The sequence below is a fragment of the Dinghuibacter sp. genome, from assembly GCF_035492835.1.
Classification (GTDB): domain Bacteria; phylum Bacteroidota; class Bacteroidia; order Chitinophagales; family Chitinophagaceae; genus Dinghuibacter.
In genome coordinates this window covers 1-13,708 of sequence record NZ_DATJIY010000260.1, presented here as the reverse complement: position 1 = coordinate 13,708, position 13,708 = coordinate 1, and the positions used below count along the sequence as shown (strand labels likewise).

The 13,708-nt window shown below is 60.4% G+C and carries 6 protein-coding genes; all 6 read right to left on the bottom strand.

Annotated elements, in window-relative coordinates:
* Window position 1 precedes the first annotated feature (1 nt).
* Window positions 2-3,985, bottom strand: a complete 3,984-nt coding sequence (locus VL547_RS22885; protein WP_325582374.1) for a hypothetical protein — start codon at window positions 3,983-3,985, stop codon at window positions 2-4.
* A complete protein-coding gene (locus VL547_RS22880; protein WP_325582372.1) occupies window positions 3,975-6,161 on the bottom strand; it encodes a GH92 family glycosyl hydrolase in 2,187 nt (728 codons plus the stop codon). Before VL547_RS22880 ends, VL547_RS22885 begins: the two co-directional genes overlap by 11 nt.
* Window positions 6,162-6,172: 11 nt before the next feature.
* Entirely contained in the window at window positions 6,173-7,531 is a 1,359-nt protein-coding gene (locus VL547_RS22875) for a glycoside hydrolase family 71/99-like protein (protein ID WP_325582370.1), read from the bottom strand.
* 65 nt (window positions 7,532-7,596) lie between these two features.
* The gene (locus tag VL547_RS22870; protein ID WP_325582368.1) at window positions 7,597-9,120 is read right to left on the bottom strand and encodes a RagB/SusD family nutrient uptake outer membrane protein; all 1,524 of its coding nucleotides are present in this window, start codon (window positions 9,118-9,120) and stop codon (window positions 7,597-7,599) included.
* A gap of 27 nt (window positions 9,121-9,147) precedes the next feature.
* Window positions 9,148-12,165 (bottom strand): TonB-dependent receptor, encoded by a 3,018-nt coding sequence (locus VL547_RS22865; protein ID WP_325582366.1) that lies wholly within the window; start codon window positions 12,163-12,165, stop codon window positions 9,148-9,150.
* 103 nt (window positions 12,166-12,268) lie between these two features.
* A partial coding sequence (locus VL547_RS22860) for a bile acid:sodium symporter (protein ID WP_325582364.1) occupies window positions 12,269-13,708 on the bottom strand: 1,440 nt, incomplete at its 5' end.

The following is a 13,708-nucleotide window of genomic DNA, read 5'->3' as shown; positions in this document are numbered from 1 at the left end:
GCTATTGTTTTGGCGGCACCGGCGTGATGATCCAGCGGTTGCCCGGTTTGAAGCCGACGGGGCCGGGTTTGTCCCGCATCAGGCCGTTCAGCTTATAATAGTTTTCCAGTTGACGGAGCATCATCCGCTCGCCGGCGCCGACCTCGATGATGTTCGGGTCCTGGTCGGCTCCATAGCCGCCCAGCGCGGCGGAACGAACGTCGGCGACGTAACCCGGCCAGCGGCCGCCGGACCAGGTGTAACCGAAGAGGAAGGGGTTTCCGCCGTTCAGCGCGATCTTTTGTTTCCAGTCGAGCTGCAAGGTAGAAAAAAGTTCGCCGGGACAGGCGGCGATAACAATGTCGCCATTGAGTATCAACGTCGAAAGATGGACGGGGATGTGTAATGTCTTGTTGAAGCGGCCTGTAAAGGTGAGAGAGTCTTCTGCGAGCTGCATCGACGCATCGGTGGGATGTAAATTTTGCGCCAGCGTGATCGTCTCGTCCGCGAGCAATTCGCCGGTGCGCTCCATGGGGCGGTAGTCCGTTTGGAAGGGGTCGTTCGGGCCGGTGCGGCGGGAGCTGATCATGAGCGGCTCGACGTTGCCGCCGGCACCCTGGATGAACAGACAGTTGACCCGGTTGTCAAAGGCCTCCTCGACCTTTTTGCAGGCGACACCCGGGTAGTCGGCGGAGACCGCGTAGTTGAAACACACCACGTCCGCGTGGCAGGCGTAGTTCATCAGGATGACGCGCGGATGGCCCCGCTGATCCTCGATGCGGATGACGCCCACTTCCGGGTCGACGGGACCGAAGGGGATGCGCTCGGGGTTTTCGGAGGTGTAGTGCGCATCGCCGAACCAGGATTCGCGGGCGTGGCCGTCGTCGCGGACGATCAGCCTGTTAAAGCCGAGTTGGGGGAACGCGCGGTGACCGGCCGCGATGCGGGCGATGAAGAGGTGGCTTTCGGCGTCTTTTATCGCCGCTATGATCCGGTCTTCGTAGAATGCCGTATAGGGATTGCCCTTTTCGAAAGAGCGGCCGCCGTTCCTCTGGGGTTCGGAGTGGTTGTGGCTGGAGCAAAGGAAGACCTGGTCGAAGCCATACGTCTCCTTGCAGATCTGCTCGATGCGATCGCTCGTGAAAACGGCGAGGTCGACGGAGACGAATGCGATCTTTTTGTCAGCGTTTTTTAAGACGAGCACCCGGGCGTATACGGAGTCGTGGAGGGGCTCGTCGCTGTCCGGGGTGATGTTGGTCTTCGCTGTGCCGGCCAGGAGCACTGCGGCGTTGGGCGCCACGGGCGTTTGGGTTTCCGGGTGCGCCCAGATGTCCTTTATCGCGTCCTCGACGTTTTCCCCCTCGGGGGTTGCGGGGCTGGGGCGGTTGCCGTAGTACCAGCGGCGGTGGTCGAGCGGGGCGCTCATGGTGCGGCCGCCGGGCATTTCGAGGTAGGCGTTGGTGTCGACCGTACGGACCCAGTCGTAGGCGTAGCGCAGCCAGCGGTCACGGTAGGCCCGGGGTTGGAGCGCGAACCAGGTGACCTCGTCGTAGCCCCATATCCAATCGAAACCGCCGTGTCCCTCATTGGGCTGGCCGGGGTGCTGACTCACGCCATAGTTGTCGAATTCGACCAGGTATGGGAGGTGGTCGCAGCTCCAGCCGCTGGGGGTGATGCCGCCCTTGCTGCGGTTGTACAGGCCGTCGGAGAAGCCCAGCTTCAATTCGGCTTTTTGCGGGGTGTCCGGGACCTCCTTGATGCGCAGGGGGAAGGCGTGGAAGTCGAGGAGCAGGTGGCCGTTCTTCATGAGGCCGCCTCCCGGGGTATGCGCATCGAGCAGGACCAGGTGTCGGCGGGCGTGCGCTTTAGCGTAGGCCCGCGTCCGGCTGAACACTTCCGACCAGTGGACCAGGTCGGGGTCGTTGCCGTTCATCAGCTCGACCTGCCCGAAGTGGATGGCTTCGATGCCGAGGTCGATATAGGATTTGGCGAGGAAATAAAAATACAGTTGCGTCTCGGGGCGGCTGACATCCGGAACGGAGGCGCCGGGGCCCCATTGGTCTATGCGGCGGCCATCGGGGTAGAGCATGTCGGCGTAGCGGAAGTTGCGGCGCTCTACCGGCATGTTGAGCGCCTTGAAGGCCCAATCGGGTATGGGGACCTGGTTGACCTTGTCGGTGACGATTTCGAAGATGCAGGCTTCAAAAATGATATCGGGGTCGATGGCGCGGGCCTGGGTCATTTCGGACTTGGCGCGGGCGAGGTTGTCTTCGAGTCGATCTTCCCCTCCCCATAGGCAGAGTGCGCGGCCGACGAACTTGGCGCCGGTGTTTTGGAGCATGCGGAGGTTGTCGGTGAGGTCGCCGCGGCCGTTGAGGAGGCCTTCGACCGTTATCGAATGTTGGAGATAGGCGTCGAGGACGGGGCGGGAGATGGAGCCGTCGAAGGCGTAGGCGCCCGGCGGGTGCGTTTGCGTTGGCGCAGGCGCGAAGAGGTTCGCGGGGACGTAGGGCCCGGAGGTGTGGGGCCGGTGCACGGTGGGGGTTGTGGCGGTGAGGATGAGGGGCACGGCTTCTTCGGGGGTGGAGACAATGCGGAGCGACTTGCAGCGCTGTTTGGCGATGGCTGTGTTGTCTTTGTAGAGGGGGTTCGATGGGCTCGCGAAGTGTATGATCGGTATGCCGGCCAGGGGTTCGAGGTTGTCGAGGGGTTGGACCTTGGCGGTGAGGCTGCGGAGCAGGGGGTTCTCGGCGTAGATGCAGGCGACGCGGTCGGGATGGAGCTCGGCCCAGACATAGGCGTCGCCGGCGCCTTCCATGACGGGTTTTGCCGAGAAGCCGTGGCGGACGAGGTAATCGTAGACGGCGTCCCATTCGGCGGGAACGGGACCGTCGGCGTTGGTGCCAACGGGGCCGGTGACGATGGCGTAGCCCTTGGCCAGGAGGGCGAGGTCGACGGAGGCAGAGTCGGGGAAGTCGCTGCGGAAGACCCACGGGTGGCCGGGGGCCCCGGTGTTGGGCGCGATAACGGTCACGGTTAGATGTAGACTGTCGAGGCCAAAGCTATAGCGGCGATACGAACCGTTAAAGAATGGACCGCTGCAAGTGATGTACGCGTCGTCTGCGGCGTAATAGCGTTGTTCGGAGCGGGTCCCGTAGAAGTTGCGGACGGCGACACGGGCGGGCGCCCACGCGGGGGACGGCGGCGCGGTCTCGTTGAAGCTTTGCACCATGAAATCGGCGATGGGCTTGGGGTCGCGGAGGCTGTGGGGGTGGTGGCCGTAGCCCTCTTTGTACATCACGGAGATGCGGCCGCCCCATTGGCGGTAGAAGGCTTCTATGGTGCGGGTGCCGTAGAGGGGTTGGTATTCGTTGTTGAGTACCCAGGACGGGTCGCCGAGGATGGGGTCCATGGTACCGCAGACGTGGAGCAGGGGGACGTCGGCCTTTGCGAGCTTCCAGAGGTTCATCAGGCTTTCGCGGCTGATGGCGGGGTTGTCGGCGTAGATGGCGGTGACCTTTTCGGGGTGGGCCGTGGCCCAGGCGAATTCGTTGAAACCGCCCTTACTCATGCCGTCGAAGGCGGGTTTGGGGTTTAGGTTGTGTTTTTCCGTCAGGAAAGCATACCAATCGTCCCATCGCTTATCGGGCTCGGGGTTTATAAAGGCGATACACCAGCCGCGGTTGAGGAGCTCGACCTCGGCCTGGGGCTGGTGGTCCCAGTAGCACGCCTGCCAGGACCAGGGATTGCCGGGGGCGGGAGTGCGCGGGACGACGAGGATGCAATGGCGTTTGCCGGGTACGGCGGGGCCGACGGCGTTACCGGCATTGGGGTCTGCCGTGGCGGGTTGGATGTCGCCGGTGGACTCGTCCATGAGGAAGTCGTAGCGGTCGAAGCCGTGCCACGAGGTGTGCGGACCGGTGAAGGTCGTGGACTGGGCGGACGCGGCGTTAATAGGCGCGGCCAATGCCGCGGTCAGCAGGAGTAAAAGGAGTTTATTGCGCATGACCCCATTGTTTATTGGGCGTGGGCCCCATGACCAGCTCGAGCGTACCGCCGGCCTCCAGCTGGGCGTGGGTGAACCAGGGGGTGTTCAGTGGTTTGCCGTCGAGCGTGGCGGATTGGATGTATTTGTTGAGGACCGAGGCGTGGTGGGCAAGGATGGTAAAGGTCCTGCCGTTGTCGAGCGTGATGGAGACCTTGCTGAAGACCGGGCTGCCGATCGTATAACGCGGCTGGCCGGGCGTCATCGGGTAAAAGCCCATCGACGAGAAGACCACGAAGGCGGACATCCCGCCGCCGTCTTCGTCGCCGGGGATACCAAAGATGTTATCCTTGAACCACGCATCCAGCAGGAAGCGGACGCGCTCCTGGGTCTTCCACGGGGCGTCGGTGACATTATACAGATACGGGATGACGAAACCGGGCTCGTTGCCCATGGAGTGCTGGCCGGTGAGACCGGTGGCGTCGGGGAACTTGGACCAGAATTCGTACTTCGACCGGCCCAGGTCCGCGCGGAAAAGCTCATCAAGGCGGTTTTCAAATGCCTTGCGGCCGCCCATCAGCTGCACCAGGGCGGGGATGTTTTCCTGGACCTGCCAGAGATAGGTCCAGCCGTTGTTTTCGTCATAGAATTCGCGGCCGCCCATCCCGCCGTCCCAGGCGGGGTCGATGTCGATGAAATGGCCCTGAGCGTCCCTGGGCATGAAGAATCTATTGCTGCTGTCCCAGAGGTTGCGGAAGTTACCGGCGCGGGGGGCGAACTGCGCGGCATCTTCTTTTTTGCCGAGGTCGCCGGCCAGCTGGGCCAGCGCCCAGTCGTCATAGCTTGCGCCCAGGGTAACGGCTACGGCCTGGCGTTTTTCGAAAGGATGTACTTCGGGAACGGTTTCTTTTTCACCGGGGTGCAATGCGGGGAAATAGCCGTTTTTGTAGTAGAAGTCGTCGAGGCTCGTCTTATCGCCATTGCGCCAGGGGAGCATGGTGGCCTGGGTCGCGTTCTTGCGCATGCCGGCGTAGGCGGTTTCGATGTCGAAGCTCTTTAGCCCCTTGCGCCACGCGTCGAGGATAACGACGGAGGAGTGGAAGCCGTTCATACAGGGGTTGTCGCCGAAGAGCACCGGGAAGGTGGGCATCCATCCGCTCTGCTGGTACATCCGCACATAAGACTGGAGCATGTCCTGTTCCTGGCCCGGGTGCAGGATCATCCGCAGCGGGTGGAGCGCCAGGTAGGTATCCCAGGACCAGTCGTCGACGTAGAAGGGACGCGCGTCCTTATGGATATTGTTGTCATAGCCGCTGTAGTACTGACCGTCTTCGGTGATGTCGACCATCCGCTCATGACACCGGTATAGGGCGGTATAAAACGACCGCCTTTGCGCAAGCGTCCCGCCTTCTACCCGAATCTGACCGGCAACGCGGTCCCAGGCGCGCTGGCCTTCCGCCTTGAGCTGGTCGAAGGGTTTTGCTTCTTCGTCGTAGTTCTTTTTGGCCTGCGCGGGGCTGACGTAGCTGATGGCGTAGCGGAAGGTGAGCGCTGTCGTTCCCGTAGGGAAGGTGATCGCGGCCTTGTTGCCGTCGGTTTCGCTTTTGCCGGCTGCGCTGAAGACGCCGTACATATAGACCTTGATGTCCCCGTGGTACGTCTCCATCGCCGTGACGGTTTTACCGTCGGGGAAGCTCCAGCTGGAGGGACCGTCGTTGTAGACGCCGAAGAGGAGCATGGCCTTCCTGGCGGGGAAGTGAAAACGGTAACAACCGACCTTGCGGCCGGCGGTGAACTCCAGGGTGATGTCGTCGTCCAGGAGCAGGGTCGAGTAATACCAGGGGCGGTTGACCTCTATGTTGTGGTCGTAGGCCTGGAGCTCGTCGCGGTCGCCGGTGATGGACGGCTTGAGCGAAAAGACCTGGCCCAGGCGGTGGGAGACGATACAGAGCGGGAAGCTGCTGATCTGGTCGTCCATATAGTCCTTGCGCTGCGGCGTAAAACGGATCAGCTGATTCGGCAGCTGGACGGTGGGGCGGGTGGGTTCCAGGAGGCGGCCGACGTTGCCTATCGTGGGGTCGATGTAGTCCGCGGCGGAGACCGCGGAGGCGCCGGCGGAGGGCGAAGGGGCGCTTTGTTGCGCGGAGGCAGCAAGGTAGAGCGTAAGGGCGGTCATCAAAACAAGTCCATGCTTCATTCGTGCATATTTTAAGGGTGGGTTCTTGGGGTGTCGGGCCGCTCCGCGGTAGGTCTTTGCGCGTCGGGCCGCTCCGCGGCGGGGCGTTCGGGCATCGTCATCGTCAATGGCTCTTCGTGGCGGAGCATGCGGGCGGCCTCACCGGTGAGCCAAAGGTAAGTATCCGAGGGTTTGCCGTCGAGGTGGAGGAAGGCGACCTGGGCGGTGTCGGCGGGCGGGCGGTCGGTGACCTTGAAGATCGCGGTGCCTTCGTTGACCTCGTCGAACATGGCGACATAGATCATGCCGGCGCCGGAACGGATGGCGGTGGACAGCTGCTCCCAGTAGAAGCGGCCGCCCTGGCGCGGGATCGAGCCCACGGGTTTTACGTCGTCGGGGAATTCATAGCGGCTGAGGTTGTGCCAGCTGAATCCGGGGCAGACGCAGGGAACGTATTCGACGTGGTTGGCGGCGCACCAGGCCTCGTCTTCGAGGACCTGGTCGCGGTAGCGGTCCATGTCGTTGTGGAGCAGGGGGGAAAAACGCTGAACCGTCCAGGGGAGGACCATGTCGGCCTGGCGGATCAGCGTGTGAAGATAGGGATCGTGGATACAGTCATTGTCGAGTGTCCTGAAGGCCGTCGGCACGCCGAGCATGACGGCGCAGTGGCCATAGACCGGGTCGTTCTTCAGGAAGTCGATGAGGCGTTCGAGCCCGATGTTCCGTATGTCGTACGGCCGGTCGGGAAAACCGATGCCCCAGATCACGACAACGGGTTTGCCGTCTTCGTGGAGATAGGTATTCTGGGCCGCCTGTCGTGTGACCTTGATCGAGTCGACGAGGTACTTCCAGTCGGAGATGATCGCGGAGCAGTCCTCACCTTTGCCGCGGAGGCCGCTCAGGTCGTACATCACGGCGATGGCGCGTTTGTATTTAGAGGCGGCGCTCAATGCGTAGGTCAGGACCTGCGTGGCCTCCCTCCTACTTTCCCCGGGGTTTACGCTGCCGTAGAAGCGCTGCATGAATACGCCGTCGACGCCGTATTGCTGCATCCACTTGAAGTGCAGGTCGACAGTGCTTTCGTCGAGCGAGCTGAAGAATTTTGCGCGCGTGCCGTCGGCATTGAGGAAAGGGGTTTCGTAGGTCTTGGCGTATTCGCTGACGTCCGGCCAGGCGTCGATGCCGCTGCGCTCGGGGGTGCCGTAGACGAACCGGTTCCCTTTTGAACCGTCGCCTTCCGCGCGGAACCAGCCTTGATAGCCGGCCATGATGAGTCCGTGATACGTGGGATAAAGGGTTGTTGCATTATGCCGAAGCTGGCCCTGGGCGAACCCGGGGCCAGCTATCAGCAGTAACGAAGAAACCAAAACGTAGAGAATCGCGAGTTTCATGCCTATCTAAAGTTATTGTGCCTTGCGTTGTATGGGGCGTCGCGCCGGGGGGCGCGCCGCGTGCGCTAGTAACCGGGGTTCTGGGCCCAGTTGGGATCTTTTAGCATATCGGTTTGGGGTATGGGCGAAATATACCGTGTGTTGATGTCGACGTTGGAGGGCACCGGGTTCTCCAGGGGGCTGCGGACCGCGAGGATTTGCGGGAGCAGCTGGAGGCGCACGATGTCGTACCAGCGGACGCCGTTTTCTCCGGCAAACTCGTATGCCCGCTCGGCAACCACGGAATCGCGGAAGGCCGTCTGTGAAAGACCGGTGACGAGGTTGGGCTCACCGGCACGCGCACGGACCAGGTTGATCGCGGCGTAGGCAGCGGCGGACGGGCTACCCCCAGCCATGTCGGACGCTTCGGCGAAATCCAGGAGCACCATCGGATAGCGGATGAAGTCCTTGGTCTTGTTGGTGCTGGGGTTGATGCTGGCGATACTGGTGGCGGTTTCGATGACGCCATCGCCGGCCGCGGCGCGGAATTTCTTATAGTACGGGTGACCCGCGTGTGTAAGGGTTGAGTTCCAGGGAACCAGCTGGTACGACTTATCGGGCTGGATGAGCTTGATGGTGTCGTAGAAGGTCTCGTTGGAACGCTTACACAACGGACGGTTGAGGTAAAAATTGATTTCGGGGTAGTAGTCGTCCCATCCGCTGGAACCGTTGACAGCCACCTCATCCAGGGGTACGCAGGATGATCCGAGGGTACGGTTGGGTACGCCACCGGCCACGTTGAACTGGAGGCCGAAGACCGCCTCACTGTTGTTGTTGGTAGTGAATACCGTACCATAGTCGGGGACCAGGCTGTATTGGGCGGCGTTGATGACGGAATCCGCTTCGGCGGCCGCAAGCGCGTTGTAGCTGGGTTGATTCAGCGGCCAACCGGTCATCGTCAGGTAAACGTCGGCCAGGAGGGCGCGCGCCGCGTTCTGGGTTGCCTTGCCGGGTTGGCCGGGAAAGCTCGTGGGCAGCCAGGCAATCGCTACCTGCAGGTCGCTGACAATTAACGCATATACGTTGGCCACGGAATCCCGCGGGGGCCGGGCGGTGGCGTCGATGGGCCCGGTTACGATGGGTATGGCGCCAAAGGTGCGCACCAGGTAGTAATAACAGAATGCCCGCAGGAACAGGGCCTGCCCCGCTGATTGCTGTTTGAGCTGGTCGGTGGTACTGACGTTCTGGTAAACGGCCAGGACGTTGTTGGCCTGGTAAATCGTTGCCCAGGGGCCCTGCCATTCGGCGAGCATGCCGCTGTTGGTGGCCGTACCGTTGAGCTCGTCGTACTCACGGAAGGGTTGCTTGTTCAGCCCAGGGTCCGTGGTCAGGTCGTCGGCGCCAAAACAGGACGTCATCTGGGAGGTGTAGCCAAACGAAAAGTCGGGCGTCAGCTCGGTGTAGATGGCAGCCACGGCGGCGTCCAGGTCGGCCTGGCTTTTATAGTATTGCGAGGGCGTAAGGTTGCCCTTGGGATTCTCATTCAGCTTCTGACAGCCCGTTACGACCGCGATGGAAAGGAGAACCAGTATGGAAGATCGTGTGTTCATTGCTTGTTGTTTTTGCATAAACATTCATTAGAACGTGGTCCTCAAACCGAAGGTGTAGGACCTGGGCACCGGGATCAGGCCGTTTTCCAGCCCGGCGGTAAAGGTGCTCACGGTATTCTGTACCTCCGGATCATACCCCGGGAACTTGGTGATACAGAACAGGTTTTGTCCGCTCACATAGATTTCCAGGTTGGACATCCGCCAGCGGCCGATGAGGCTTTGCGGCAAGTGGTAGGTCAGGCTGATGCTGCGCAGCTTGATATAGCTGCCATCATAAACCCAGCGGCTGCTGTTGATGGCATTGTTGCTGGTCTTGCTGAATGTCGGATTGTTGGTCTCGTTGGTCGGAGACCACATATTCAATGCATCCACGGTGGTCGGGTTCTTCTGGTCGCCCACCCCGCCCCAGGTATAGGCGATGGTTTCGGAGAAGACCTGGTTTCCATGGGTACCCTGCAACATGAAGTAGAGGTCGAAATTCTTGTAAGAAAGGGTGTTCGAGAACCCAAAGGAATATTTGGGCAGACCGTTGCCGATCGTGGTTTCGTCATTGGCGTCGATAACCTTGTCGCCGTTCACATCCTGGTACTTGGAGTCACCCGGTTTGTTGCCGTAGACCGCGGCTTGCTGGGCCTCGCTTGTCTTCCAGGTGCCCAGGAAGTGGTAGCCATAGAATTCGCCCATCGGCTTGCCCACCTGCAGGATCTGGAGATTCCCCTCCGGCGATCCCACGCCGCTGACCAGGAGGTTGTTGTTATCGCCCAGGTCGAGGATCTTGTTCTTGTTGAACGATATGGTGAAGAAGCCGTTCCAGGTGAAATCCCTGGTTTTGACGGGTGTGCCGCCAAGACCGAATTCAAGGCCTTCGTTCATCATCTTACCGATGTTGGCGGCGTAGTTTTGACCGCTGTTATACCAGGGCGCCTGGATGGAATAGAGGAGGTTGGTGATCTTCTTATGATAGGCGTCCGCGGTAAAGGTCAGCCGCCCGTTCATAAAGGAAGCGTCGAGCCCTACGTCCGCCTGGGCGTCGTCTTCCCATTTGAGGCTTTTGGATACCGGGCCACCGAGCGGTGTGTACCGCGTGGCGGTGGTGCCATCGTAAAAATAACCGCTGGCATTCTCGATGCCACCGACCTGGACTTGCGGGATGGTCGAATAAGCGGGAACGGCCTGGTTGCCCGTGATGCCGTAACCGCCCCTCAGCTTCAGGTCCGAGAAAAGCTTTTGATTGGCCATGAAGTTTTCCTTGCCGATGTTCCATGCCGCACCAAAGGACGGGAACAGCGCGTACTTCGTGAGCAGGTGGGAGGAACCGTCATCCCGGAGTGTCGCATCCAGCATATACCGGTCCTTGTAGGCGTAGTTGACGCGACCCATGTACGACTGGAGCGCGTCCTGGGTATACGTGGAGGCCGTGGTCTGGGTAGCGCCCAGGCCGAGGTTGTAATACCCCAGGTAGTAGTTGGACAGGTTGACGGACTTCGAGGTTTGACCGAGCGTCAGGCCGTTGGCCTGCTCATACAGCGCGGTCACCGTCACCGAATGGTCGCCGAATACCTGGTGGTACGTCAGGAAATTACTGTTCTGATAGCTCCGGCCCCTGCCCGATTGTATCTGGGCATAATCGGTGTGCTGATTGCCATTGCCGGTATTGGGTCCGAACACGGACTGGTTGAAGTTCCAGCCCAGGCTGTAGGTGTTGTTGGTGGTAAAGGTGAGGGTCTTCAGGATGTGCCAGTTCAGCACACCCTGGGCGGCGATGTTGGTCGAATTCCCGTCCACCGCCTGGTTGGTGGCCTGGGCTATGGGGTTGTACTGGATCGAGGCGTAGGGCGCCGACGGAACCCAGTTCCCGGCGCCGTCCTTGATGGTCGCAATCGGGTCCCATTGGAAGGCCTGTGAGAAGGGATCGGTCAGGTCGCCCGGGTAGCTGTTGTTGTGGCTTTGGGGCAGCTCGCCGTAGACGTTGAACTGCACGTCTATCTTTTTGCTCACTTTCACGCCCACATTGCTGCGGAAGGTAGTGCGCTTGTACCATTGGTTCAGGATAAGACCCGGTTGATCCAGGTAGCTCATGCTAAAGAGGTAGTTGACGTCTTCGCTGCCGCCGGACAACCCGAGCTGGTAGTTTTGCACCCACGGTTTGCGCTGCAGGGCCCGTTGCCAGTCGGTACCGGCGGGGTGCAGCTGGAGCGAATCGATGTAGGCCTGGGTAAACGATGCACCGTTGCCATTCATCGAGTCCTGGAGGTTGACGGTCTTGGCAAACTGGTAGGCGTTCATCAGCTTTAGCTCCTTCGGCATCTGGTCGTTCTGGAACCATGTGCTGAAACTGATCCGGGCTTTGCCGGGATGGCCCTTTTTCGTCGTGATCAGGACCACACCGTTGGAACCACGTGAACCGTAGATGGCGGTGGCGGAGGCGTCCTTCAGGATCTGCATGTCCTGGATGTCGTCCGGCGACAGGGATTCGATGTTGCCGCCGATAAAACCGTCGATGACATACAACGGATCATTCCCCCCGGTGATGGAGTTGTACCCGCGGATGCGAACGGCAAAAGGATTCCCACCGGGTTGCCCGCTGTTTTGGGTAACGACGACCCCCGGTGTAGTCCCCTGGAGGGCGTCCTGGGTCTGGGTGATCGGCCGTTTGGCGATGTCTTCGGACTTGACCGTGCTGATCGCGCCCGTTACGTCCCTTCTGCGCTGGCTACCATAGCCGACGACGACGACGTCGCTCAGGACTTTGGTTTCGGATTTGAGACCAATGTTAAGCGTTCCCCCGGGCGTACCGGGCAGCTCCATGGTGGTGAAACCGACAGAGGAGATGACCAGGATGGGATTTGTCTTGTTCCCGGGGTCGATGGAGAAATTTCCCAGTGCGTCGGTTGTGACGCTGGTACGGGTACCTTTGACGTTTACGGTCGCCCCGGCTATGGGCGATCCGTTCTCGTCTGTTACCCTCCCTTTGATGGGCGTCTGTTGGGCGTAGGCAGCAAAGCCACACACCAACAGTAAGAGTTGCAGGAGCAATCCTTTCATATAACAGCAATTGTTGGTTAAAAAAATTTTAACGAAGTAAAGCGGGGTAGCCTAACGGAAACCCTAATAATGCCCTTAATAATGGACTAATTGAAAAAAAAGTTCACGCCGGTGGCGGCTTTCGATGCCACCATGTCGCTAAGGAAGAACCCGTTATGTTCATTAACGGCCCAAAAATCGCGGGGGCCAGACCCACGGTTGCCAACTTACCAAGCTTAAGGGCGATGCCGGAGGCGAGGCCGCCGTTTTGCATGCCTACCTCCAGGGAGATGGTCCGGGCGTCACGCTCGGGGAGTTTCAGGAGCTTGGCGGCACCATAGCCCAGGGTGTAGCCGGCTACGTTCTGGAGTAGAGACGCGGCTATCAGTAACAGTCCTACGTCCAGAAGGCTGTCCCTGCCTGCCGCCGTGATCACGACGATGATCAGGGTGATGCCGCCCATGGAAACCAGGGGCATCGCCTTGTCCAGCCATTTTACCTTCCCTTTTACGACATAATGGAAGGCCAGCCCGGCGGCGATCGGGAGAATGACGATCTGGGTGATGTCCCAGGCCATGGCCCAAAAGTGGACCTCGACAAACGAACCGGCCAGGTAATGCATTAATAAAGGCGTCAGCAGCGGAGCCAGCAGCGTGGACACCGTCGTCACCGACACCGACAATGCCAGGTTCGCCCGGGCCAGGTAGGACATCACGTTTGAGGCCAGGCCGCTGGGGCAACAACCAACAAGGATGATGCCCGCGGCGATCTCCTTTGGAAAATGGAAGAGGCTGGCGATGGCAAAACTGATACACGGCATGATCGTATAGTGGCAAACGACACCGATCAATATTTTTTTCGGCGTTTTGACCACTTGTTTGAATTCCTTCAGGCTAAGTTCCGTGCCCATGCCAAACATGATGAGCTGGAGGAGCGGGAGGATGAGCCTGGAGAGCTTGAAATCGCCCACGGTCGTGAAATACTGCGGGTAGTACATCGCCAGGCTGACGGCGGCGAAGATCAGTACGGTGAACGAGAAGCCTTTGAGGTGCTTTTTTGTTCGGAGCGCGATGGCGACGGCAAGGAAGGCGACCATGAGTATCCAACCCGTCTTGCTCGTTTTTTGAGGGAGGGCGAAGGCGATATAGTCCCCGCCGGGCTTCAGACCGCGGCCGCCGCCGCAGGCAAGGACGATGTATTGGGTGCCGTTGATTTCGTAGGTGATGGGGGTGGCGAAGCCGGCTTCTGGGAGGGGGTATTCCCAGAGTAGTTTGCCGGTGTTCTTGTCGAATGCTTTTAGCGTTGCGTCGCGGGTACCGGCGATGAAGACGAGACCGCCGGCGGTGACCAGGGGGCCGCCGTAGGATTCGGTACCGGTGGGCTTACCGAGCTCGGGGTATTCGCCCAGGGGTATGCGCCAGCGATAGTCGCCGGTATTGAGGTCGATGGCGTTGAGGGTGCCCCAGGGGGGCTTGATGGCGGGGTAGCCGGCGCTGTCGGTGAGCTTGTCCCAAAGTTTGCTGACGTAGCGGGGTTCGTAGGGGAATTTCGCGTCGCGTTTCGC